The organism is Kitasatospora sp. NPDC056184, assembly GCF_042268405.1.
Taxonomy (GTDB): Bacteria; Actinomycetota; Actinomycetes; order Streptomycetales; family Streptomycetaceae; genus Kitasatospora.
In genome coordinates, this window is the sequence record NZ_JBHJUI010000009.1 from 299,864 (window position 1) to 321,967 (window position 22,104).

Genomic DNA, 22,104 nt, shown 5'->3' on the forward strand with positions numbered 1-22,104 from the left:
ACGCGCACGGCCGGGCGGTGTTAGCTTCCCAGGCATGCGAGCGCTGACCGATCCCGAGATCCGTGCGTCCTTCGTCAACTGCTCCAAGGGCGAGGCGCGGCGACTCAACCTGCCCCGAGGGCTGGCCGAACTCCCCTGGGAGGACCTCGACTTCCTCGGCTGGCGGGACCAGGGCGCGCCCGACCGCGGCTACCTGGTCGCCGAGCACCGCGGTGAGCTGGTCGGCGTCACCCTGCGGGTGCCCTCGTTCCGGCGGAGCCTGACCAAGACCAACGTCTGCTCGCTGTGCGTCACCGCCCACGCGGGCTCCGGCGTCGCGCTGCTCACCGCCCGCCGGGCCGGTGCGGCGGGACGGGAGGGCAACACCGTCGGCACCTACATCTGCGCCGACCTCGCCTGCTCGCTCTACGTGCGCGGGCGCAAGAACTCCGCGGCGGTCACCCGCCCCAACGAGTCGCTCCCGCTGGAGGAGCAGGTCGCCCGGACGGTGGCCCACCTGGGCGCCTTCCTGGACCAGGTCCGCACCGACACCCTGGCCGCCTGAGCCCGATCCCGGGTCCGAGCCCGGGCCGCGGCCGCGGCCGCCGGACGGGCCCGGCGACGGGAGACGTCGCCGGGCCCGTCCGCCGTGCGATCAGACCCAGATGGTCAGACGGGCCGTGTACGGCGGGAAGTCGAGGACGTCGCAGAAGTAGTTGAACGCCTCGCCCCGGGCCACGAGGGCCTTGCCCGCGGCGTGGCAGGCTTCACCGCTCGAGTAGATGCCGACGTAGACGACAGCGGTCGTCTTGGCGGTGGTCGCCTGGGCGGCCGGGGCGGCCATCAGCCCGCCCGCCGCGAGGATTCCAGCCAGCGCCATGGTGGAAACAGCCTTGCGCAGTGCCATGCCGGTGCCTTCCTTCTTCGGACACGAGCGCCGGACTGCCCGCCCGGCGCTTCGGAGTGAGCCTCCTCCGCTTCCCGGACCCGGGGCAATGGTCGAGACCAATTCGGCAGGAACCTGCCGTGGCCTTGCGCGACGCCCCTCCGGACGGTTCACCGACCGCGCAGGTCGTCCATCTCGCGGCGGTCGCGCTTGGTCGGCCGCCCGGCGCCCCGGTCCCGCACGCCGGGCGCGGCGACGAACTCGCGCGCCGGGCGCGGCGGGCTGTTGTCCACCAGGCACTCCGCGGCGACGCCCGCGCCGACCCGCTTGCGGATCAGCTTCGTCACCACGACGACCCGCTCCCACCCCTCCACGCGCACCCGGACCTCGTCGCCCGGCTTCAGCGCCTGCGCCGGCTTCGCCCGCTCGCCGTTGACCCGCACGTGCCCGGCCTTGCAGGCGGCCGCCGCGGCCGACCGCGTCTTGGCCAGCCGCACCGACCAGATCCAGCTGTCCACCCGGACGCTTCCCTCGTCTTCGACCATCCTCCGAGCCTAAGCCCTGGTCACCGCCGCTCAGCGTCGGCCGGGCGCCTCCTGGACGGCCCACCCGTTGCCGTCCGGATCGCTGAAGAAGACGAACGAGTTCCACAGCTCCCCCCGCCCGTCCACCCGGTCCCCGTCCTCGAAGTGCTGCACCGGGCTCACCTCCACGCCCCGCGCCACCAGCTCCGCGTGCGCCCGGTCGATGTCCGGCACCACCAGCTGCAGCCCCTTCAGCGAGCCCGCCGGCGCGTCCGTCAGCCCCGTGCCCACCACGATCGAGCAACTGGAGCCGGGCGGCGTCAGCTGCACCACCCGCACCCCGTCCCGGATCCGGCTGTCGTGGTCGACGGCGAAACCGGCCTGCTCCTCGTAGAAGACCTTCGCCCGGTCGACGTCCGTCACCGGGACCACCACCACTTCGAGCTTCCAGTCCATGGCTGCGCCCCTTCCGTCGGGCCCTCCCAGTATCGGCCGCCGCCCGGGCCGGCGCGCGGGCGCCGGTCGGCTAGCCTGGGCGGCGATGAACCACCTCGCCAGCACCACCACCGCCGCCGCGACCCCCTTCCCGACCCCGTGGGGCGCCCTCGGCCTCACCCGCTACCCCGAGGACCCGCGCGAGCGGCTGCGCGCCTGGGACGCCGCCGACGAGTACCTGCTGCGGCACCTGGCCGGCGAGGCCGACTCCGCCGAGGGCCGGGCCGCGGCCCTGGCCGGCCGCGCCGTCACCGTCCTCGGCGACCGCTGGGGCGCGCTGACCACCGCCCTCGCCACCGCGCCCGCCGAGCACGCGCCCGCCCGGATCACCCAGATCAGCGACTCGCACCTCGCCCAGCGCGCCACCGCCGCCAACCTCGCCCGGGCCGGCGCCGACCCCGCCGCCGCCCGCCTGCTCACCACCCGCGACACCCCGCCCGAGCGGACCGACGTCCTGCTGGTGCGCGTCCCCAAGAGCCTCGCCCTGCTGGAGGACCAGCTGCACCGGCTCGCCCCGGCGCTCCACCCGGACACCGTCGTCCTCGGCACCGGCATGACCACCGAGATCCACACCTCCACCCTCCAGCTCTTCGAGCGGATCCTCGGCCCCACCCGCACCTCGCTCGCCGTCCGCAAGGCCCGGCTGATCCTCTGCACCCCCGACCGGTCGCTCGACCCCGGCCCCAACCCCTGGCCGCACCGCTACGCCCTGCCCGGCGACATCGGCCCCGTCTCGGGCCGCACCGTGGTCAACCACGCCGGCACCTTCTGCGCCGACCGCCTCGACATCGGCACCCGCTTCCTCCTCGCCCACCTGCCCGTCGCCGCCCCCGGCGCCCGGATCGTCGACCTCGGCTGCGGCAACGGCGTGGTCGGCACCGCCGCCGCCCTGGCCGCCCCCGGCGCCGAGCTGGTCTTCGTCGACGAGTCCCACCAGGCGGTCGCCTCCGCGGAGGCGACCTTCCGCGCCAACCTCGGCCCGGACGCCCCCGCCGAGTTCCTCACCGCCGACGCGCTCGCCGACGCGGGCGTGCCGTCCGGCTCGGTGGACCTCGTCCTCAACAACCCGCCGTTCCACTCCCACCAGGCCACCACCGACGCCACCGCCTGGCGGATGTTCACCGGCGCCCGCCGCGCGCTGCGCCCCGGCGGTGAGCTGTGGGTGGTCGGCAACCGCCACCTCGGCTACCACGTCAAGCTCCGCCGGCTGTTCGGCAACTGCCGGACCGTCGCGGGCAATCCGAAGTTCGTGGTGCTCAAGGCCGTCAAGCGCTGAGCGCCCCGGCCGGGCCGCCCCCGGCGGGCGGCCCTTCGCATACTCCTTGCATGAATGTTCCGTGCTGCGTATATTCATGCCACGACGAAGGAGGAACGCCATGGCATTGCGAGTCGCCGTCGCCGGCGCGAGCGGATACGCGGGCGGTGAGGTGCTGCGCCTGCTGCTCGGCCACCCGGAGGTGGAGATCGGGGCGCTGACCGGCGGCTCGAACGCGGGCACCCGGTTGGGGCTGCTGCAGCCGCACCTGCTGCCGCTGGCCGACCGGGTCCTGGAGCCGACCACCCCGGAGGTGCTGGCCGACCACGACGTGGTGTTCCTGGCCCTGCCGCACGGCCAGTCCGCCGCCGTCGCCGAGGCGCTCGGCGAGAACGTGCTGGTCGTCGACTGCGGCGCCGACTTCCGGCTCAAGGCCGCCGCCGACTGGGAGCAGTTCTACGGCTCCGCGCACGCCGGCACCTGGCCCTACGGCCTGCCCGAGCTGCCCGGCCACCGCGCCGCGCTCAAGGGCGGCAACCGGATCGCCGTCCCCGGCTGCTACCCGACGGCCGTCTCGCTCGCGCTGTTCCCCGCCTACGCGGCTGGCCTGGCCGAGCCCGAGGCGGTGGTCGTGGCCGCCTCGGGCACCTCCGGCGCCGGCAAGGCCGCCAGGACCCACCTGCTCGGCAGCGAGGTGATGGGCAGCGTCAGCGCCTACGGCGTCGGCGGCGTCCACCGGCACACCCCGGAGATGTCCCAGAACCTCACCCCGCTCGCGGGCGAGCCGGTCACCGTCTCCTTCACCCCCACCCTGGTCCCGATGCCGCGCGGCATCCTCGCCACCTGCTCCGCCAAGGCGAAGCCCGGGGTGAGCGCCGAGGAGCTGCGGGCCGCCTACGCCGAGGCGTTCGCCGACGAGCCGTTCGTGCACCTGCTGCCCGAGGGCCAGTGGCCGCAGACCAGCAGCGTCTACGGCTCCAACGCCGCCCTGGTGCAGGTCGCCCTGGACGCGGCCGCCGGGCGGATCGTGGCGATCAGCGCGATCGACAACCTGGTCAAGGGCACCGCCGGTGGCGCGGTGCAGAGCATGAACATCGCCCTCGGCCTGCCCGAGGAGCTGGGCCTTCCCGTGAACGGAGTCGCACCGTGACCGACCACCAGAACGTCGGCGTCACCGCTGCCCAGGGCTTCCGGGCCGCCGGCGTGACCGCCGGCATCAAGGCGTCCGGGACCCCCGACCTCGCGCTCGTCGTCAACGACGGGCCCTCGCTGGCCGCCGCCGGCGTCTTCACCGCCAACCGGGTCAAGGCCGCGCCCGTGCTCTGGTCCGAGCAGGTCCTCAAGGGCGGCGCGGTCTCCGCCGTCGTCCTCAACTCCGGCGGGGCCAACGCCTGCACCGGCCCGCTCGGCTTCCAGGACACCCACGCCACCGCCGAGAAGGTCGCCGAGGAGCTGAAGCTCAACGCCGGCGAGGTCGCCGTCGCCTCCACCGGCCTGATCGGCGTGCGGCTGCCGATGGACATCCTGCTGCCCGGCGTGACCACCGCCGCCGCCGCGCTCAGCGCCACCGGCGGCGAGCAGGCCGCGATCGCCATCAAGACGACCGACACCGTGCACAAGACCGCGCAGGTCACCAGCCCGGCCGGCTGGACGGTCGGCGGCATGGCCAAGGGCGCCGGCATGCTCGCCCCGAGCCTGGCCACCATGCTGGTCGTGCTCACCACCGACGCCGACGCGGACGCCGCCGCCCTGGACGCCGCGCTGCGCGGCGCCACCCGCACCACCTTCGACCGGATCGACTCCGACGGCTGCATGTCCACCAACGACACCGTGCTGCTGCTCGCCTCCGGGGCCTCCGGCACCGTCCCGGACCGGGCCGAGTTCGACGAGGCCGTGCGCACCGTCTGCGCCGACCTGGCCCGCCGGCTGATCGGCGACGCCGAGGGCGCGAGCAAGGACATCCGGATCGACGTCACCGGCGCCGCCACCGAGGAGGAGGCCGTCGGCGTCGCCCGGGTGATCGGCCGCAACAACCTGCTGAAGTGCGCCATCCACGGCGAGGACCCGAACTGGGGCCGGGTGCTGGCCGCGATCGGCACCACCGACGCCGCCTTCGACCCCGACCGCCTGGACGTCGCCATCAACGGTGTCTGGGTCTGCCGGGACGGCAGTGTGGGGGAGGACCGCGACCTGGTCGACATGACCGGCCGCGAGGTCGTGATCACCGCGCGGCTCAACGCCGGCGAGGCCGCCGCCAGCCTGTGGACCAACGACCTCACCGCCGACTACGTGCACGAGAACAGCGCCTACTCCACCTGACAGCCGCCATCGAGCCGGGAAGCAGAACAGTGCAGATCGCACCCAAGGGCGAACAGGCCCGCAACAACACCGCGTTGCCCAAGGCCATGACGCTCATCGAGGCCCTGCCGTGGCTGGAGCGCTTCCACGGCAAGACCATCGTGATCAAGTTCGGCGGCAACGCCATGGTCGACGAGGAGCTGAAGGCGGCCTTCGCCAAGGACGTCGTCTTCCTGCGCTTCGCCGGCCTGCACCCCGTCGTGGTGCACGGCGGCGGCCCGCAGATCAGCGCCCAGCTCGACAAGCTCGGCCTGGAGTCCTCGTTCACCAACGGCCTGCGGGTCACCACCCCCGAGACCATGGACGTGGTCCGGATGGTGCTCGCCGGCCAGGTGCAGCGCGAACTCGTCGGCCTGCTCAACGAGCACGGCCCGTTCGCGGTCGGCCTGACCGGCGAGGACGCCCACACCATGACCGCCGTCAAGCGGTACGCGGTGGTCGACGGCGAGCAGGTCGACATCGGCCTGGTCGGCGACATCGTCAACATCGAGGCCGGCGCCGTGAAGGCGCTCATCTCCGACGGCCGCATCCCGGTGGTCTCCTCGATCGCCCGCGGCACCGACGGCCACGTCTACAACATCAACGCCGACACCGCCGCCTCCGCCCTCGCGGTCGCGCTCGGCGCCGAGATGCTCGTCGTCCTCACCGACGTCGAGGGCCTCTACAAGGACTGGCCGCACTCCGACGACGTGATCAGCCAGCTCAACGCCTCCGAGCTGGACGAGCTGCTGCCCACCCTGGCCAGCGGGATGCTGCCCAAGATGGAGGGCTGCCTGCGCGCCGTGCGCTCCGGCGTCGGCACCGCCCGCGTGCTGGACGGCCGGGTGCCGCACAGCCTGCTGCTGGAGATCTTCACCGACGAGGGCATCGGCACGATGGTCGTGCCGGACGACGAACCGACCGTGACCGGGGGACTCGCATGACTTCCAACGCCCAGCTCACCGAGCGGTGGCAGCACTCCTTCACCGACAACTACGGCACCCCCCGGATCCCGCTGGTCCGCGGCGAGGGCAGCACGCTCTGGGACGCCGACGGCAAGGCGTACACCGACCTGCTCGGCGGCATCGCCGTCAACGCCCTCGGCACCGCCCACCCGGCGGTCGTCGAGGCCGTCAGCCGGCAGATCGCCACCCTCGGCCACGTCTCCAACCTGTTCATCGCCGAGCCCACCGTCACCCTCGCCGAGCGGCTGCTGCGGCTGGACGGCCGCGAGGGCCGGGTGTTCTTCTGCAACTCCGGCGCCGAGGCCAACGAGGCCGCCTTCAAGATCAGCCGCCGCACCGGCCGCACCCACCTGGTCGCCCTGGAGGGCGGCTTCCACGGCCGCACCATGGGCGCCCTCGCGCTCACCGGCCAGCCCGCCAAGCAGGAGCCGTTCCGCCCGCTGCCCGGCGACGTCACGCACGTCCCGTTCGGCGACGTCGAGGCGCTGCGCGCGGCCGTCACCACCGAGACCGCCGCCGTCTTCCTGGAGCCGATCCAGGGCGAGAACGGCGCGATCCCGCTGCCCGACGGCTATCTGGCCGCCGCCCGCGAGATCACCCGGGCCACCGGCACCCTGCTCGTCCTGGACGAGATCCAGACCGGCGTCGGCCGCACCGGCCACTGGTTCGCCCACCAGGCGTTCGAGGGCATCGAGCCGGACGTCGTCACACTCGCCAAGGCGCTCGGCGGCGGCCTGCCGATGGGCGCGGTGCTGGCCTTCGGCCCGGCCGCCGAACTGCTCACCCCGGGCCAGCACGGCACCACCTTCGGCGGCAACCCGGTGGCCGCGGCGGCCGGCCTCGCGGTGCTCGACACCATCGAGTCGCAGGGCCTGCTGGAGCACGCCCGCAAGATCGGCGAGCGGCTGCGGCACGGCGTCGAGGCGCTGGAGGACCCGCTGGTCTCGCACGTGCGCGGGGCCGGGATGCTGCTCGGCATCGTGCTCACCGCGCCGGTGTCGGCGAAGATCCAGGCGGGCCTGCAGGAGGCCGGCTTCCTGGTGAACGCCGCAGTGCCGGACGCGGTGCGCCTCGCGCCGCCGCTGGTGCTCACCGAGCAGGAGGCCGACGCGTTCCTGGCGGCGCTGCCGGCCGTGCTGCGGGCCGTCCGCGAGGACGCCCCGGACGATGCGAACCGCGCGTAGTCCGGGAGAATCATCACATGACCGTACCCAACTCCGGGCAGCCCGCCGCCGGCCCGACGCCGCAGGTCCCGCAGACCCGCACCGCGCGCCACCGGCGGATCGTGGACCTGCTCACCCGCCAGCCCGTGCGCTCGCAGAGCCAGCTCGCCAAGCTGCTCGCCGACGACGGACTCGTGGTCACCCAGGCGACCCTCTCCCGGGACCTGGACGAGCTGGGCGCGGTGAAGATCCGCAACCGGGACGGCGCGCTCATCTACGCCGTCCCGGCCGAGGGCGGCGACCGCACCCCGCGCGCGCCGATGGGGGAGTCCGCCACCGAGGGCCGGATGGCCCGGCTGGCCGGCGAGCTCATGGTCTCCGCCACCGCCTCCGGCAACCTGGTCGTGCTGCGCACGCCGCCGGGCGCGGCGCAGTTCCTGGCCTCGGCGATCGACCAGGCGGAGGTGTTCGAGATCATCGGCACCATCGCCGGCGACGACACCGTCCTGCTGATCAGCCGCGATCCCTCCGGCGGCCAGGCCCTCGCCGACCACCTGATGCAGCTCGCCCAGGCGAAGGCTCAGTAGCCCTCCCGCTCCGCCCCGTGGGCCCGGTTCCGACCGGGCCCACAGGCGTATCCGGAACCCGCCCGGCCGGCGCGTTTTGAGTTTCATACGGAGTAGTGCATACTTATGCCTATCGCCGTAAGCCTGTTCGCACAGTTGTGAAGGAGAAAGCCGTGACCGAGCGCGTCGTACTCGCCTACTCGGGCGGTCTGGACACGTCCGTCTGCATCGGCTGGATCGCCGAGGAGACGGGCGCCGAGGTCATCGCCGTCGCCGTCGACGTCGGCCAGGGCGGCGAGGACCTGGATGTCATCCGCCAGCGGGCGCTGGACTGCGGTGCCGTCGAGGCCGAGGTCGCCGACGCCCGGGACGAGTTCGCCGACGAGTACTGCCTGCCGGCCCTCAAGGCCAACGCCCTCTACCAGGGCGAGTACCCGCTGGTGTCCGCCCTCTCGCGGCCCGTCATCGTCAAGCACCTGGTCGCCGCCGCGCAGAAGCACGGCGCCACCACCGTCGCCCACGGCTGCACCGGCAAGGGCAACGACCAGGTCCGCTTCGAGGTCGGCATCAACTCCCTCGCCCCGGGCCTCAAGTGCATCGCCCCGGTCCGCGACTACGCGATGACCCGCGACAAGGCCATCGCCTTCGCCGAGGCCAAGGGCCTGCCGATCGCCACCACCAAGAAGTCCCCGTACTCGATCGACCAGAACGTCTTCGGACGGGCCGTCGAGACCGGCTTCCTGGAGGACATCTGGAACGCCCCGATCGAGGACGTCTACGAGTACACCCAGAACCCGGCCACCCCGCGCGAGGCCGACGAGGTGGTCATCACCTTCGACGCCGGCGTCCCGGTCGCCATCGACGGCCGCAAGGTCACCGTGCTGCAGGCCATCGAGGAGCTCAACCAGCGGGCCGGCGCCCACGGCATCGGCCGCCTCGACATGGTCGAGGACCGGCTGGTCGGCATCAAGTCCCGGGAGATCTACGAGGCCCCCGGCGCGATCGCCCTGATCACCGCCCACCAGGCGCTGGAGAACGTCACCGTCGAGCGCGAGCTCGCCCGCTACAAGCGGCAGGTCGAGCAGCGCTGGGCCGAGCTGGTCTACGACGGCCTGTGGTTCTCCCCGCTCAAGCGCGCCCTCGACGGCTTCGTCAACGAGGCCAACCAGCACGTCTCCGGCGACATCCGGATGGTCCTCCAGGGCGGCCGGGCCGTCGTCAACGGCCGCAAGTCCGACCAGTCGCTGTACGACTTCAACCTCGCCACCTACGACACCGGCGACACCTTCGACCAGTCGATGTCCAAGGGCTTCATCGAGATCTTCGGCCTCTCCTCGAAGATCGCCGCCCGGCGCGACCTGGGCTGATCGGCCCCCGGCCCCGGCCGCACCCCCTCCCGCGGGGCCCGGCCGGGGCCACCCCCTCCCTCTTCCCGCACCTCAGCAAGGAGCCAGCGATGTCCGCCGACCAGACCGCCTCCGGTGGCGACGTCCGCCTCTGGGGCGCCCGCTTCGCCGACGGCCCGTCCGAGGCCCTCGCCAGGCTCTCCGCCTCGGTGCACTTCGACTGGCGCCTCGCCCCCTACGACATCGCCGGCTCCAAGGCCCACGCCCGCGTCCTGCACAAGGCCGGCCTGCTCACCGACGACGAGCTCGCCGCCATGCACGACGGACTCGACCGGCTGCTCGCCGACGTCGAGGCCGGCACCTTCACCGGCACCATCGCCGACGAGGACGTCCACACCGCCCTGGAGCGCGGCCTGCTGGAGCGCCTCGGCCCCGACCTCGGCGGCAAGCTGCGGGCCGGCCGCTCCCGCAACGACCAGATCGCCACCCTCTTCCGGATGTACCTGCGGGACCACGCGAAGACCATCGGCACCCTGCTGCTCGACCTCCAGCACGCCCTGGTCGGCCTCGCCGAGGCCCACCCGGACACCGCCATGCCGGGCCGCACCCACCTCCAGCACGCCCAGCCGGTGCTCTTCGCCCACCACGTCCTCGCGCACGTGCAGGCCCTCGGCCGCGACGCCGAGCGGCTGCGCCAGTGGGACGCCCGCACCGCCGTCTCCCCCTACGGCTCCGGGGCCCTGGCCGGCTCCTCGCTCGGCCTCGACCCGCAGGCCGTCGCCGCCGACCTCGGCTTCGAGGGCGGCTCCGTCGGCAACTCCATCGACGGCACCGCCTCGCGCGACTTCGTCGCCGAATTCGCCTTCGTCACCGCGATGATCGGAATCAACCTCTCCCGCATCGCGGAGGAGGTGATCATCTGGAACACCAAGGAGTTCGGCTTCATCACGCTGCACGACGCCTTCTCCACCGGCTCGTCGATCATGCCGCAGAAGAAGAACCCCGACATCGCCGAACTCGCCCGCGGCAAGTCCGGCCGGCTCATCGGCAACCTCACCGGCCTGCTCGCCACCCTCAAGGCCCTCCCGCTCGCGTACAACCGCGACCTCCAGGAGGACAAGGAGCCGGTCTTCGACTCCTGCGACACCCTTGAGGTCCTGCTGCCCGCCTTCACCGGCATGATGGCCACCCTCACCGTCCACCGCGAGCGCCTTGAGGAGCTCGCCCCGGCCGGCTTCTCCCTCGCCACCGACATCGCCGAATGGCTCGTCAAGCAGGGCGTGCCGTTCCGCGTCGCCCACGAGGTCGCGGGCGCCTGCGTCAAGGAGTGCGAGGCCCGGGGCATCGAACTCGCCGACCTGACGGACGCCCAGTTCGCCGCCATCTCCGAGCACCTCACCCCCGAGGTCCGCACCGTGCTCAGCGTCCACGGCGCCATCGCCGCCCGCAACGGCCGCGGCGGTACCGCCCCCAGCGCCGTCGCCGTCCAGCTCGCCGAGGTCAAGGCCGACCTCGCCGCCCAGCAGGAGTGGGCGGCCGGCTGACCGGACCCACCACCCGGGGGGAGGGGCGCGGCGGGGAAACCGCCGCGCCCCTCCCGCGCGCACGCCACCGCACGGCCGTAACCGGCACCGCCCCCGCCCGGTCAAGCACGGTATGCGCACCGACCTCCGGCCCCTGCCGTCCCTGCCGCCCCACCCGTCCGCCGAGGACGAGGTCCTCGCCGGCCTGCGCCGCCGCCTCCTGCGCGAGGCCGTCGCCGCCCTGCCCGGACGCTGCCCGCAGCTGGTCGCCGCCCTCGCCGAGGACCCGCCGCCGACCTACCGCGAGCTCTCCCACCGCCTCGGCATGCCGCGCGGCTCGATCGGCCCCACCCGCGCCCGCTGCCTGGCCTGCCTGCGGGCCCTGCTGCGCACCGAGCGCTACGCCTGAGCCGCACCGCTGAGCCGCACCGCCGGGACGCTCCCCGCCCGCGCCCCGCCACCGCGCCCCTCACCCACTCGGACGTGACGCTCGCCACGTCCGCCCCTCCCGCCGCCCCGGCCGCCGCGCGTGACCCTCGCCACGTCCGGCGGCCGCGAGGTTGAGAGCAGCTGACGCGCGGGTAAGGCGCTGGCGAACGCCGCTCTTGACGGTGACGCGCCCGCCCCGATACTGACCGTGAGCGCGCCGCCGCCGGTACGGCCCCACAGGGCCGTGCGGGCCGGTACGTTCGTGCGCCACCCCGGTCTGGGCGGATCCCCGGCCGGGACAGACACCTCCGGCAGGGAATCCGGTGCGACACCCTCACGTTCGCGCGCCGGCACAAGGATGGGGAGGCCCCCGCACATGGGCATGAGCGTCATCATTTCGACCGCCGACACGAACGACACGGAGCAGATCCTCAAGCTCCAGTACCTCGGCTACCAGAGCGAGGCCGAGCTCTACGGGGACTGGGCCATCGAGCCGCTGACCCAGACCCTGCAGAGCCTGCGCACCGAGCTCACCGAGCAGCGCGTCCTGGTCGCCCGCCTCGGCGACGAGATCGTCGGCACCGTCCGCGGCCAGGTAGGCCCCGACGGCGTCGGCCGGATAGGGCGACTGGTCGTCCACCCCCGGATGCAGCGCCACGGCCTCGGCGGCCGCCTGCTGGAAGCCCTCGAACAGCGCCTCGCCGAGGACGGCGCGGTGACCTCCTACCAGCTCTTCACCGGCCACCGCAGCCTCGGCAACCTGCGCCTCTACGCCCGCCTGGGCTACCGGCAGACCACCGTCGAGCAGGTCAGCGGCCGGATCACCCTGGTGCACCTGGAGAAGCCCGCCGCCGCCCCGCTCGCCGCCACCGCCTGAAGGCCGAGGGAGCGCCCGCGAGGACGCCCGACCGAACGCCCCGACCGTCCCGGTCCTTGTCGGCGCCGCCACCATCCGGACGACGGTGGCGGCGCCGAGCCGCATCACCGCAGGTGAACGAAGCCGATGTCCGCATTCCGGACAGCCTCGCGAAATAATTGGGGTTCGCCCGGCGCATCTGTTTTACTGGCTCACATGACTGCGACGACGAAATGGACCCCCACCGGCACCCTGCCGGCAGGTGAGCGTGCCATGTGCCGTCGAATGTGTCACCGCTGAGGGCCACCGCCCCCGGCACCCGCTGAGAGTGCCTCCCCCTCGCGCCCCGAAGCGAGGAACCCGCCGCCGCTCCCGTCCGTGTGAGCGCGCCCACTCTGCCGTACCCCTCCTCCGGCCCGTCCGCCCGCCCGCGGACCCGGTGACCCGTCAGGGCCGTGCCTTCGCGCGGCCCGGCCGCCCCGCGGCGACGACCGAGGGACGACAGCGACGGAATCCCCAGGCGTGAACCCGCCCACGTCGCCGGCCGCACCGCGGTCCGGCGGCCGCACGCCGCCCGCCCCCGACGTACGGAAGCAGTTGTGATCACCACCACGGACCTCACCAAGGTCTACCGATCCCGCGGCCGCGAGGTGACCGCCCTCACGGGCGTCGACCTCCACGTCCGCCCCGGCGAGGTCTACGGAGTCGTCGGCACCAGCGGCGCCGGCAAGTCCACCCTCATCCGGTGCGTGAACATGCTGGAGCGGCCCACCTCCGGCACCGTCACCGTGGACGGCCTCGAACTCACCGCCCTCGCCGGCGGCGAGAACCGGGCCGGCAAGGAGCTGCGCGAGGCCCGCCGCCGGATCGGCATGGTCTTCCAGCACTTCAACCTGCTCTCCTCGCGGACCGTCCAGGAGAACGTCGAACTCCCGCTGGAGATCATCGGCCTGGACCGCACCGAGCGCCGCCGCAAGGCCGCCGAACTCCTGGACCTCGTCGGCCTCGCCGACAAGGCCCGCAGCTACCCCGGCCAGCTCTCCGGCGGCCAGAAGCAGCGCGTCGGCATCGCCCGCGCCCTCGCCGGCGACCCCAAGGTGCTGCTCTCCGACGAGGCCACCTCCGCGCTCGACCCCGAGACCACCCGCTCCATCCTCAAGCTGCTGCGCGAGCTCAACCAGCAGCTCGGCCTCACCGTCCTGCTCATCACCCACGAGATGGACGTCATCAAGTCGGTCTGCGACTCCGCCGCCCTGATGCGCGGCGGCCGGGTCGTCGAGTCCGGCGCCCTCACCGACCTGCTCGCCGAACCCGGCTCCGAGCTGGCCCGCGAGCTCTTCCCGCTCGGCGAGTTCGGCACCGGCCGGCCCGGCGCCACCGTGCTGGAGATCACCTTCCAGGGCGACGCCCCCGCCCAGCCCTTCGTCTCCCAGCTCGCCCGCACCTACCAGATCGACATCAACATCCTCGGTGCCGCCGTCGAGACCATCGCCGGCCGCATGGTCGGCCGGATGCGGGTCGAACTGCCCGGCAGCCACCAGGACAACGTGGTGCCCATCGGCTACCTGCGCGAGCAGGGCCTCCAGGTCGACGTCCTCGACACGGCCCGCACCGCGAAGACGAACGGAGCGGCCGCATGACCTGGGACCAGATGCAGGAACTGATGGGGCCCGCCACCTGGGAGACCCTCCAGATGGTCGGCGCCGCCACCGTCGGCACCGTCCTGCTCGGACTGCCGCTCGGCGTGCTGCTGGTGCTCACCGACAAGGGCGGCCTGCTGCAGAACCGGCCCGTCAACAAGGTGCTCGGCGCGGTCGTCAACATCGCCCGCTCGGTGCCGTTCATCATCCTGATGATCGCGCTGATCTCCTTCACCCGCTGGCTGGTCGGCACCTCCATCGGCTGGCAGGCCGCGACCGTGCCGCTCACCATCGGCGCGATCCCGTTCTTCGCCCGCCTCGTCGAGACCTCCGTGCGCGAGGTCGACCGCGGCCTGGTCGAGGCCGTCCAGGCCATGGGCGGCTCCACCTGGACCATCGTCCGCAAGACGCTGATCCCCGAGGCCCTGCCCGGCCTGGTCGCCTCCGTCACCACCACGATCATCACGCTGATCAGCTACTCCGCCATGGCCGGCGCGGTCGGCGGCGGCGGCCTCGGCACCCTCGCCATCAACTACGGCTACTTCCGCTTCGAGACCGCCTTCATGTGGACCATCGTCGCGGAACTGGTGATCATCGTCACCCTCGTGCAGCTGCTCGGCGACTGGGCCGTCCGCTCGCTCGCCCACCGCGGCCGCGGCGGCGGCCGGACCCGACTGCTCCGCCCGCGCGGCAGCGTCCCCGCCGCCCGCACCGCCGCCGACGAGAACGAGCTCGTCGCCCCCTAGACCTCCCGGCGTCCGAACCCGGACCCGGCTCCCCGGTACCACGCAGAAAGGCACTTTTCGTGCGCAACGCCCTGAAGTTCACCAGCGTCCTCGCCACCGCCGGCATCGCCCTCTCCCTCGCGGCCTGCGGCAGCAACGGCGACTCGAAGTCCGCCTCGGACCCGAACGCGCCGCTCACCGTCGTCGCCAGCCCCACCCCGCACGGCCAGATCCTCAAGTACGTCAAGGACAACCTCGCGGACAAGGCCGGCCTCAAGCTCACCATCAAGGAGGTCACCGACTACGTGACCCCCAACACCGCGGTGCAGGACGGCTCGGCCGACGCCAACTACTTCCAGCACGTGCCGTACCTGGAGGACTTCAACAAGAAGCACAACACCCAGATCGTCTCCGTCGGGACGGTCCACCTGGAGCCCCTCGGCCTCTACTCCAAGAAGGCCAAGGCCGTCGGCGAGATCAAGGACGGCGCCACCATCGGCCTGCCCAACGACGCCACCAACGAGGGCCGCGCGCTCAAGCTCCTCGCCGACAACAACCTCATCACCCTCAAGGACGGCGTCGGCACCGCCGCCACCCCCGCCGACGTCACCGGCAACCCGAAGAACCTCAAGTGGAAGGAGCTGGAGGCCGCCCAGCTGCCCCGCTCCGTCGAGGACCTCGACGCCGCCGTCATCAACGGCAACTACGCCATCGACGCCGGCCTCAAGCCCACCAGCGACTCCCTCATCCTGGAGAAGGCCGACGGCAACCCGTACGCCAACATCCTCGCGGTCAAGCAGGGCAAGGAGAACGACCCCCGGGTCAAGAAGCTCGCCGAGCTGCTCCACTCGCCCGAGGTGAAGAAGTACATCGACGACACCTTCAAGGGCGCCGTCATCCCGGCGTTCTGATCCGCGCCACCCGCGCCACCGACCCGTCCCGCCGGACACCACCGGGCCCCCGCCGCAACCAGGCGGGGGCCCGGTCGGGCAATATGCACCAGTGACGGTCCGACAGACCCATATCTGACGTACTGTCGTCCGGTCCGTGCACCGCGTGACCACCCGGCACCGGCGAGGCGTACGGTGTGTCCACGACCCGGCGAGGAGAGACGGCATGGCAGCGAGCTTCCCCGAGACCGCGATCAGCACCGAACGGCTGCTGCTGCGCCCGCTTGCGGAGGACGACGCCCCCGGCCTGGCCGCCATGATGGCCGACGAACTCGTCCTGGCCTGGACCGACCGGCCCCACCCCTTCACCGAGGCCCACGGCACCGAACTGGCCCGCACCCTCGCCCCCGCCCACCGCGCCGCCGGCCACGGCATCGTCCTCGCCGTCACCGAACACCTCACCCAGCGCCTCGTCGGCCTCGTTGAACTCCGCAACACCGACTGGCGGCTGCGCTCCACCGAGATCTCCTTCATCACCGCCGCCTGGGCCCGCGGCGAGGGCTACGCCCCCGAAGCCGTCCTCGGCGTCGCCCAGTGGCTCTTCGAGGACCGCGGCTTCCAGCGCCTGGAACTGCGCACCGCCGCCGGCAACACCGCCGCCCAGCAGGTCGCCCAGAAGATCGGCGGCATCAGCGAGGGCGTGCTGCGCAGCGCCTGGATAGTGCGCGGCGAGACCGGCGAGACCGGCGAGACCGGCGAGACCGGCGAGGTCGTCGTGGGGGCACCTCCCGGCCGCCGGGCCGGGGGAGAGAGCCGCAGCGACCTCATCCTGTGGAGCCTGCTGCCCGAGGACCTGGAAGCCCCCGAGGCCCCCGCCCCCGCCTGGGCCGGCGGCCACCGCTACGTCCTGCGCGACTGAACCCGGCACCCGCCGCCCCACCGGGCACAGGTGTACGAGATGTCCGCGCCGAGGGGATCACACCCGGTAACCTCGGACCGGCGCCGAACAGCGGCGCCGCCTGTCGGCGCACGGATGGCGAGGGAGACAGCCGCAGATGGCTGACCGGATCACGGTCATCGGGTGGGACGGCACACCGCTGACCGAGGCCGCCGCCGCGGCGCTCGCCGCGGCCACGCTGGTGGCCGGCGCCCCCTATCAGCTCAAGGCCCTCCCGGTGCCGCCCGCCGCCGAACGCATCGCGCTCGGCAGCATCCAGCTCGCCGCCCGCCGGATCGCCGAGCACCGCGGCGCCGCCGTCGTCATCGCCGAGGGCGACCCCGGCTTCTTCGGCGTCGTCCGGACCCTGCGCCGCCCCGAGTACGGCCTCGAACTCGAAGTCCTGCCCGCCGTCTCCTCCGTCGCCGCCGCCTTCGCCCGCGCCGGCATGCCCTGGGAGGACGCCCAGATCGTCAGCGCCCACGGCGGCCGGCTGCGGCGCGCCGCCAACGTCTGCCGCGCCCACCCCAAGGTCGCCGTCCTCACCGCCCCCGGCGCCGGACCCAGCGAACTCGCCCTGATGCTCCGCGGCGTCCACCGCACCTTCGTCGTCTGCGAGGCCCTCGGCACCCCCGACGAGGACGTCACCGTCCTCACCTCCGACCGGGTCGCCGACCACATCTGGCGCGACCCCAACGTCGTCCTGGTGATCGGCGGCAGCAGCGCCGGCGGCCCCGGCGGCGGACCGCAGAGCGGCACCGCCGGTGAGGCGGCCGGCTGGCTCGCCGGACGCCCCGTCGGCTACCCCGGCCCCGACCGCGGCTGGGCCCTGCCCACCGACACCTACACCGGCACCGGGCGCGCGCCCGGCGCGGCCGACGCGCTCCCGGCGCACGTCCGCGCCCTCGTGCTCGCCCGCCTCGGCGCACGCCCCGGCGACCTCGTCTGGTCCGTCGGCGCCGGCAGCGGCGCGCTCGCCGTCGAGGCCGCCCGCTTCGGCGCCGCCGTCGTCGCCGTCGAGGCCGACCGCGCCGCCTGCGCCCGCCTCGCCGTCAACGCCCGCCGCTACGGCGTCGAGGTCGAGACCGTCCACGGCCACGGCCCCGACGTCCTCGGCGAACTCCCCGAACCCGACGCCGCCGTGGTCGAGACCGGCGGCCCCGAGGTGGTGCGCGCCGTGCTCTCCCGCCGCCCCGAACGGATCGTCGCCGTCGCCCGCACCCTCGCCGAGGCCGAGGAGGTCCGCCGCGCCATCGCCGACGCCGGCTACCGCGCCGACGGCGCACTGCTCCAGTGCGCGCCGCTGCTCGCGCCCGCCGCCGCCCCAGGTGCCCCGGCCGGCGGCGACCAGGGCGCCCACGGACTGCGCCTCGGCGTCGGCGACCCCGGCACCTTCCTGCTCTGGGGTGAGCAGAAAGCGTGAAGGCCCGGTGCCGATTCCGGCCGAACGGCCGTCGGCGGCAGGCACCGGACCTCCCGGACGGCCCGTCCGGGAGGGTCCGCGCACCGGGACTTGCCGCCGCGTCGCACGGTGATCCAGGTCGCATCCGGACACCGATTCGAGAGGCGGCCCCGCCGGGCCGGTAATGTGGCGTCCGGGACGGCTGCGGCCTCCGCCGGGCCCGCCCGATCCGGTCGGTTCGGCACCGTTCCGACGCGGTACGGACCGGTACGGCTCGAAGTGTGGGCAATTCGACGGGCCGCCCGCCGGACCTGGAGAATGCCGTAGGGTCCGGTGCGGTCGTGCCGGTTGCCCCGGCTTGTCGTTGTTTCAGATGACGCGCCACCCCGCACGGGTGGTGCGCGGGCCGGGGTGCCGCAGCGCGCCGGAAGGACTTCGGCCGCAGCGCTTCGGCGCGGCGGCCGTGTGTGGTTGAGGGGCGGGCCGGTGCAGGCCCGGCCCGTGCGGATGGGCGCTGCGGTCGGTGATCGCGTCGCCGAGGGCGCGGCAGCGGCCTGGAAGGAGCTTTGACATGACCGATGGCGGCCACGTCCCGAACGAGGGACTGCCGGAGCACCTGCTCGCCGGGCCCGACCCGCTCGGCGGCCCCGAGGGCGCCGCGGCCGTCGCACCCGGGCAGGGCGTCCCCGCCCAGGGTGTCCCGCACGGCGCGCCCGGATACGCCGTGCCCGCCCCCGGCATGCCCGGCGCCGGCGACGGCTGGAACGTCGACCAGGGCGCCCACCGCCCCGCCTTCCACTTCGTCGACCAGCCCGACGGCCTCGACGAGGAGGACGACGTCCTGCTGATGCCCGGTCCGCAGGGCTCCTGGGGCGAACCGGCCGGCGAGCAGCAGACCCCGCCCGGCACCCCCGTCGAGCCGTCCTGGCCGCCGCTGGACCCGCCCGTGCTGGGTGCCGCCCACGGCGCCGCCCAGGCCCCGCAGACCCCGCCGCACGCCCAGCCGGTGCCCGGCGCCCAGACCGTCCCGGTCCAGGGCCAGGGCCCCGAGGCGATGACGGCCGCTCAGCAGCCGCGCCGCCCGCTGCACGCCGGCCCGCCGATCCCGGACCCGTCGCTGATGACCGGCCAGGTCCCGGTGCGCTCGCTCGCCGACCGCGGTCCGTCCACCGGCAGCACGCCCGCCCACGGCATCCCGGTCGTGACGGCCGCCGTCCAGCCGGAGCCGCAGGCCGCCCCGGTCGCCGCCCCCGTCGCGACCGCCGCGCCCGTCGTCCAGCCGGTGCCGGTCGCCCAGCCGGTCGAGGCCGCCGCCGCGCAGGCGGCCGCGCCCGCCGAGGCCCCGGCGCCCGTGGAGGCCGTCGCGCCCGCCGTGCCTGCCGAGGTCGTCGACGCCGCCGCCGCGCCCGTGGAGCCGGCCGTCGCCGGCCCCGAGGCCGTCGCGCCCGTCGAGGTGGTCGTCGCGCAGCCGGCCGCCCCCGTCGCACCGGCCGAGGCCGTCGAGCCGGCCGTCGTCCCCGCCGCCGAGGTTCCGGCCGAGGTCGCGGTGGAGGCGCCGGTGGAGGCCGCCGTCGCCACCGAGGTTGAGCAGCCGGTGGCCGAGGCGGCCGTCGCGTCGGTCGAGCCGGCGGCCCAGGCCGCCGCCGACCAGGCCGCGCCCGCCGCCCAGGCAGGCCCGCCGCGCCGTATCTCCGCCTTCCTCGCCGCGCCGACCCCGCACGGTCTGCCGCAGGTCGAGGCCGTCGGCCGGACCGCGCCCGCCGCCGTCGAGACGGAGGCGGAGCAGCCCGCCCCCATAGCGCCCGCCGCCGACCAGACCGCGTCGGCCGAGGCCGTCGAGCCGGCCGCCGTCCCCGCCGCCGAGGTTCCGGCCGAGGTCGCGGTGGAGGCGCCGATGGAGGCCGCCGTCGCCACCGAGGTTGAGCAGCCGGTGGCCGAGGCGGCCGTCGCGCCGGTCGAGCCGGCGGCCCAGGCCGCCGAGCAGGCCGTCGTCGAGCAGCCCGCCGTGGAGGCCCCGGTCGTCGAGCCGCAGCCCTCCGCCGAGGCCGTCGCCGAGACCGCCGCCGGCACCGGTGAGATGCCCTCGGGCCAGCCCGTCGCCGCCCCGGCCGCCGAGGAGGCCGCCGCGCCCGCGGACGCCCCCGTCGCCGAGGCCCCGGCCGTCGTCGAGCAGCCCGTCGTCGAGCAGCCCGCTGTGGAGCAGGCCGTCGTCGAGCAGCCCGCCGTGGAGGCCCCGGCCGCCGAGCAGCAGCCCGCCGCCGAGGCCGCCGCCGAGACCGCGCCCGAGTCCCCCGCCCCGGCCGAGGCCGCCGAGGCCGAAGCCGTCGCGGAGGCCACCGAGCCCGCCGACACCGCCGCCCCGGTCGAGACCGCTGAAGCCGAGGCCGAGGCCGAAGCCGTCCCCGAGCCCGCCGAACCGCGCGGCCCGGCCGCCCCCGGCTACGACGACGCCGGCCGCGAGGCCGTCCACCAGGTCATCCGCGAGCGCCGCGACGTCCGCAACGGCTTCCGCCCCGACCCGATCCCGCACGAGGTGCTGATCCGCGTCCTGGAGGCGGCCCACACCGCCCCCAGCGTCGGCTACTCGCAGCCCTGGGACTTCGTGGTCATCCGCTCCGCCAAGACCCGCCGCAAGATGCACGAACTGGCCGAGCGCCAGCGCGAGGCGTACGCGGACTCGCTCCCCAAGGGCCGCGCGAAGCAGTTCAAGGAAATCAAGATCGAGGCGATCCTTGAGACGCCCGTCAACATCGTGGTCACCGCCGACCGCACCCGCGGCGGCCGCCACACCCTGGGCCGCCACACCCAGCCGCAGATGGCCCCGTACTCGGCCGCCCTCGCCGTCGAGAACCTCTGGCTGGCCGCCCGCGCCGAGGGTCTCGGCGTCGGCTGGGTGAGCTTCTTCGACGAGGAGGAGCTGGTCCGCGAGCTCGGCCTGCCCGAGCACCTGGAGGTCGTCGCCTACCTGTGCGTCGGCTTCGTCGACGCCTTCCCGGACGAGCCCGAGCTGCAGCAGCAGGGCTGGGCGAAGAAGCGCCCGCTGTCCTGGGTCGTCCACGAGGAGCAGTACGGCAACCGCGCCCTGCCGGGCGAGGACCCGCACAATGTGCTCTCCGAGACCCTGCGCGGCATCCGCCCGCTGGACGCCAAGGCGCTCGGCGAGGCCTGGGACCGTCAGAAGCGGATGACCAAGCCGGCCGGCTCGCTCGGCATGCTGGAGATCATCTCCGCCCAGCTGTGCGGGCTGTCCCGCAAGTGCCCGCCGCCGATCCCGGAGCCCGCCTGCGTCGCGGTCTTCGCGGGCGACCACGGCGTGCACGCCCAGGGCGTCACCCCCTGGCCGCAGGAGGTCACCGCCCAGATGGTCGGCAACTTCCTGGCCGGGGGAGCGGTGGTCAACGCCTTCGCCAAGCAGATCGGCACCGAGGTCTGCGTGGTGGACGTCGGCGTGGCCGCCGAACTGCCGGACGCGATCCAGCAGGGCCGCACCACCGGTCTGCTGCCGCGCAAGGTCAAGCCCGGCACCGACGACATGACCCAGGGCCCGGCGATGACCCGCGAGGAGGCCCTCAAGGCCCTTGAGGTCGGCATCGAGACCGCCCGCGACCTCGTCGCGGCCGGGAACAAGGCACTGGTCACCGGCGACATGGGCATCGCCAACACCACCGCCTCCGCCGCCCTGATCTCGGTGTTCACCGGCCTGGACCCGGCCGAGGTCACCGGTCGCGGCACCGGCATCGACGACGAGACGCACGCCCGCAAGGTCGAGGTCGTCCGCGCCGCCCTGGCCCTGCACCAGCCCGACCCGGGCGACCCGATCGGCGTCCTCGCCGCCGTCGGCGGCCTGGAGCACGCGGCCCTCGCCGGCTTCCTGCTCGGCGCGGCCAGCCTGCGCACCCCGGTCATCCTGGACGGCGTGATCGCCGGCTCGGCCGCGCTCGTCGCCAAGGCGATCGCCCCCGAGGTGCTGGCCGCCTGCATCGCCGGCCACCGCTCGGCCGAGCCCGGCCACCAGGCCGCGCTCACCAAGCTCGGCCTGCGTCCGCTGATCGACCTCGACCTGCGGCTCGGCGAGGGCACCGGCGCCCTGCTGGCCCTGCCGCTGGTGCAGAGCGCGGCCCGCGCGATGCACGATGTAGCCACCTTCGACTCCGCCGGGGTCACCGAGAAGGCCTGAGGCTCGTCC

At 74.3% G+C, this 22,104-nt stretch carries 20 protein-coding genes; 17 read left to right on the plus strand and 3 right to left on the minus strand.

The genetic code is table 11. The annotated features are described in order from the left end of the window. The first annotated feature begins 34 nt into the window (after positions 1-34). Complete coding sequence (locus ACFC0B_RS20535; RefSeq protein ID WP_376087397.1) at positions 35-544, plus strand: FBP domain-containing protein; 510 nt, start codon at positions 35-37, stop codon at positions 542-544. A gap of 90 nt (positions 545-634) precedes the next feature. Here the strand turns inward: ACFC0B_RS20535 and ACFC0B_RS20540 are convergent, their stop codons facing one another. From ACFC0B_RS20540 to ACFC0B_RS20550, 3 genes are all read right to left on the minus strand, one after another. Further along, a complete protein-coding gene (locus ACFC0B_RS20540; protein WP_376087398.1) occupies positions 635-886 on the minus strand; it encodes a hypothetical protein in 252 nt (83 codons plus the stop codon). Between the two features lie 149 nt (positions 887-1,035). After that, positions 1,036-1,410: an RNA-binding S4 domain-containing protein gene (locus tag ACFC0B_RS20545; RefSeq protein ID WP_376087400.1), complete on the minus strand. Its 375-nt coding sequence runs from the start codon at positions 1,408-1,410 to the stop codon at positions 1,036-1,038. Positions 1,411-1,440: 30 nt separating this feature from the next. Further along, positions 1,441-1,845: a VOC family protein gene (locus tag ACFC0B_RS20550; protein WP_376087402.1), complete on the minus strand. Its 405-nt coding sequence runs from the start codon at positions 1,843-1,845 to the stop codon at positions 1,441-1,443. Positions 1,846-1,930: 85 nt separating this feature from the next. On the opposite strand from ACFC0B_RS20550, the gene ACFC0B_RS20555 reads away from it, so the two are divergent. From ACFC0B_RS20555 to cobT, 16 genes are all read left to right on the plus strand, one after another. Beyond that, positions 1,931-3,160: a methyltransferase gene (locus ACFC0B_RS20555; RefSeq protein ID WP_376087404.1), complete on the plus strand. Its 1,230-nt coding sequence runs from the start codon at positions 1,931-1,933 to the stop codon at positions 3,158-3,160. A 100-nt stretch (positions 3,161-3,260) separates the two neighbouring features. After that, complete coding sequence (gene argC, locus ACFC0B_RS20560) at positions 3,261-4,289, plus strand: N-acetyl-gamma-glutamyl-phosphate reductase (protein ID WP_376087406.1); 1,029 nt, start codon at positions 3,261-3,263, stop codon at positions 4,287-4,289. Then, entirely contained in the window at positions 4,286-5,458 is a 1,173-nt protein-coding gene (argJ, locus tag ACFC0B_RS20565) for a bifunctional glutamate N-acetyltransferase/amino-acid acetyltransferase ArgJ (RefSeq protein WP_376087408.1), read from the plus strand. The genes argC and argJ overlap by 4 nt, the downstream gene beginning before the upstream one ends. 86 nt (positions 5,459-5,544) lie before the next feature. Further along, positions 5,545-6,420 (plus strand): acetylglutamate kinase, encoded by an 876-nt coding sequence (argB, locus tag ACFC0B_RS20570; RefSeq protein WP_376087471.1) that lies wholly within the window; start codon positions 5,545-5,547, stop codon positions 6,418-6,420. Further along, a complete protein-coding gene (locus ACFC0B_RS20575) occupies positions 6,417-7,625 on the plus strand; it encodes an acetylornithine transaminase (RefSeq protein ID WP_376087410.1) in 1,209 nt (402 codons plus the stop codon). The genes argB and ACFC0B_RS20575 overlap by 4 nt, the downstream gene beginning before the upstream one ends. Before the next feature lie 17 nt (positions 7,626-7,642). Beyond that, positions 7,643-8,191, plus strand: a complete 549-nt coding sequence (locus ACFC0B_RS20580; protein ID WP_363558711.1) for an arginine repressor — start codon at positions 7,643-7,645, stop codon at positions 8,189-8,191. Between the two features lie 152 nt (positions 8,192-8,343). After that, entirely contained in the window at positions 8,344-9,537 is a 1,194-nt protein-coding gene (locus tag ACFC0B_RS20585) for an argininosuccinate synthase (RefSeq protein ID WP_376087412.1), read from the plus strand. A gap of 89 nt (positions 9,538-9,626) precedes the next feature. Continuing rightward, positions 9,627-11,060 (plus strand): argininosuccinate lyase, encoded by a 1,434-nt coding sequence (argH, locus tag ACFC0B_RS20590; RefSeq protein WP_376087414.1) that lies wholly within the window; start codon positions 9,627-9,629, stop codon positions 11,058-11,060. Between the two features lie 112 nt (positions 11,061-11,172). Then, the gene (locus ACFC0B_RS20595; protein ID WP_376087416.1) at positions 11,173-11,448 is read left to right on the plus strand and encodes a hypothetical protein; all 276 of its coding nucleotides are present in this window, start codon (positions 11,173-11,175) and stop codon (positions 11,446-11,448) included. A 396-nt stretch (positions 11,449-11,844) separates the two neighbouring features. Next, a complete protein-coding gene (locus tag ACFC0B_RS20600) occupies positions 11,845-12,345 on the plus strand; it encodes a GNAT family N-acetyltransferase (protein ID WP_376087418.1) in 501 nt (166 codons plus the stop codon). Between the two features lie 578 nt (positions 12,346-12,923). Then, positions 12,924-13,964: a methionine ABC transporter ATP-binding protein gene (locus tag ACFC0B_RS20605; RefSeq protein WP_376087420.1), complete on the plus strand. Its 1,041-nt coding sequence runs from the start codon at positions 12,924-12,926 to the stop codon at positions 13,962-13,964. After that, positions 13,961-14,710 carry a methionine ABC transporter permease gene (locus ACFC0B_RS20610; RefSeq protein WP_376087422.1) on the plus strand — a complete coding sequence of 250 codons (750 nt, stop codon included), beginning with the start codon at positions 13,961-13,963 and terminating at the stop codon, positions 14,708-14,710. Before ACFC0B_RS20605 ends, ACFC0B_RS20610 begins: the two co-directional genes overlap by 4 nt. Positions 14,711-14,769: 59 nt before the next feature. After that, a complete protein-coding gene (locus ACFC0B_RS20615; RefSeq protein WP_376087423.1) occupies positions 14,770-15,600 on the plus strand; it encodes a MetQ/NlpA family ABC transporter substrate-binding protein in 831 nt (276 codons plus the stop codon). A 205-nt stretch (positions 15,601-15,805) separates the two neighbouring features. Beyond that, positions 15,806-16,498, plus strand: a complete 693-nt coding sequence (locus tag ACFC0B_RS20620) for a GNAT family N-acetyltransferase (RefSeq protein WP_376087424.1) — start codon at positions 15,806-15,808, stop codon at positions 16,496-16,498. A 136-nt stretch (positions 16,499-16,634) separates the two neighbouring features. Then, on the plus strand, positions 16,635-17,939 hold the full coding sequence (gene cbiE, locus ACFC0B_RS20625) for a precorrin-6y C5,15-methyltransferase (decarboxylating) subunit CbiE (RefSeq protein ID WP_376087425.1): 1,305 nt from the start codon (positions 16,635-16,637) through the stop codon (positions 17,937-17,939). Positions 17,940-18,489: 550 nt separating this feature from the next. Further along, on the plus strand, positions 18,490-22,095 hold the full coding sequence (gene cobT / locus ACFC0B_RS20630) for a nicotinate-nucleotide--dimethylbenzimidazole phosphoribosyltransferase (protein WP_376087427.1): 3,606 nt from the start codon (positions 18,490-18,492) through the stop codon (positions 22,093-22,095). Positions 22,096-22,104 lie beyond the last annotated feature (9 nt).

Bases quoted from the DNA above. Each gene is read 5' to 3' on its own strand.
- ACFC0B_RS20610 (WP_376087422.1), top strand. From the start codon at position 13,961: ATGACCTGGGACCAGATGCAGGAACTGATGGGGCCCGCCACCTGGGAG.
- argH (WP_376087414.1), top strand. From the start codon at position 9,627: ATGTCCGCCGACCAGACCGCCTCCGGTGGCGACGTCCGCCTCTGGGGC.
- ACFC0B_RS20595 (WP_376087416.1), top strand. From the start codon at position 11,173: ATGCGCACCGACCTCCGGCCCCTGCCGTCCCTGCCGCCCCACCCGTCC.
- ACFC0B_RS20540 (WP_376087398.1), bottom strand. From the start codon at position 886: ATGGCACTGCGCAAGGCTGTTTCCACCATGGCGCTGGCTGGAATCCTC.
- ACFC0B_RS20580 (WP_363558711.1), top strand. From the start codon at position 7,643: ATGACCGTACCCAACTCCGGGCAGCCCGCCGCCGGCCCGACGCCGCAG.
- ACFC0B_RS20555 (WP_376087404.1), top strand. From the start codon at position 1,931: ATGAACCACCTCGCCAGCACCACCACCGCCGCCGCGACCCCCTTCCCG.
- ACFC0B_RS20535 (WP_376087397.1), top strand. From the start codon at position 35: ATGCGAGCGCTGACCGATCCCGAGATCCGTGCGTCCTTCGTCAACTGC.
- ACFC0B_RS20620 (WP_376087424.1), top strand. From the start codon at position 15,806: ATGGCAGCGAGCTTCCCCGAGACCGCGATCAGCACCGAACGGCTGCTG.
- ACFC0B_RS20575 (WP_376087410.1), top strand. From the start codon at position 6,417: ATGACTTCCAACGCCCAGCTCACCGAGCGGTGGCAGCACTCCTTCACC.
- ACFC0B_RS20545 (WP_376087400.1), bottom strand. From the start codon at position 1,410: ATGGTCGAAGACGAGGGAAGCGTCCGGGTGGACAGCTGGATCTGGTCG.
- cbiE (WP_376087425.1), top strand. From the start codon at position 16,635: ATGGCTGACCGGATCACGGTCATCGGGTGGGACGGCACACCGCTGACC.
- argB (WP_376087471.1), top strand. From the start codon at position 5,545: ATGACGCTCATCGAGGCCCTGCCGTGGCTGGAGCGCTTCCACGGCAAG.
- ACFC0B_RS20600 (WP_376087418.1), top strand. From the start codon at position 11,845: ATGGGCATGAGCGTCATCATTTCGACCGCCGACACGAACGACACGGAG.
- ACFC0B_RS20550 (WP_376087402.1), bottom strand. From the start codon at position 1,845: ATGGACTGGAAGCTCGAAGTGGTGGTGGTCCCGGTGACGGACGTCGAC.
- cobT (WP_376087427.1), top strand. From the start codon at position 18,490: ATGACCGATGGCGGCCACGTCCCGAACGAGGGACTGCCGGAGCACCTG.
- argC (WP_376087406.1), top strand. From the start codon at position 3,261: ATGGCATTGCGAGTCGCCGTCGCCGGCGCGAGCGGATACGCGGGCGGT.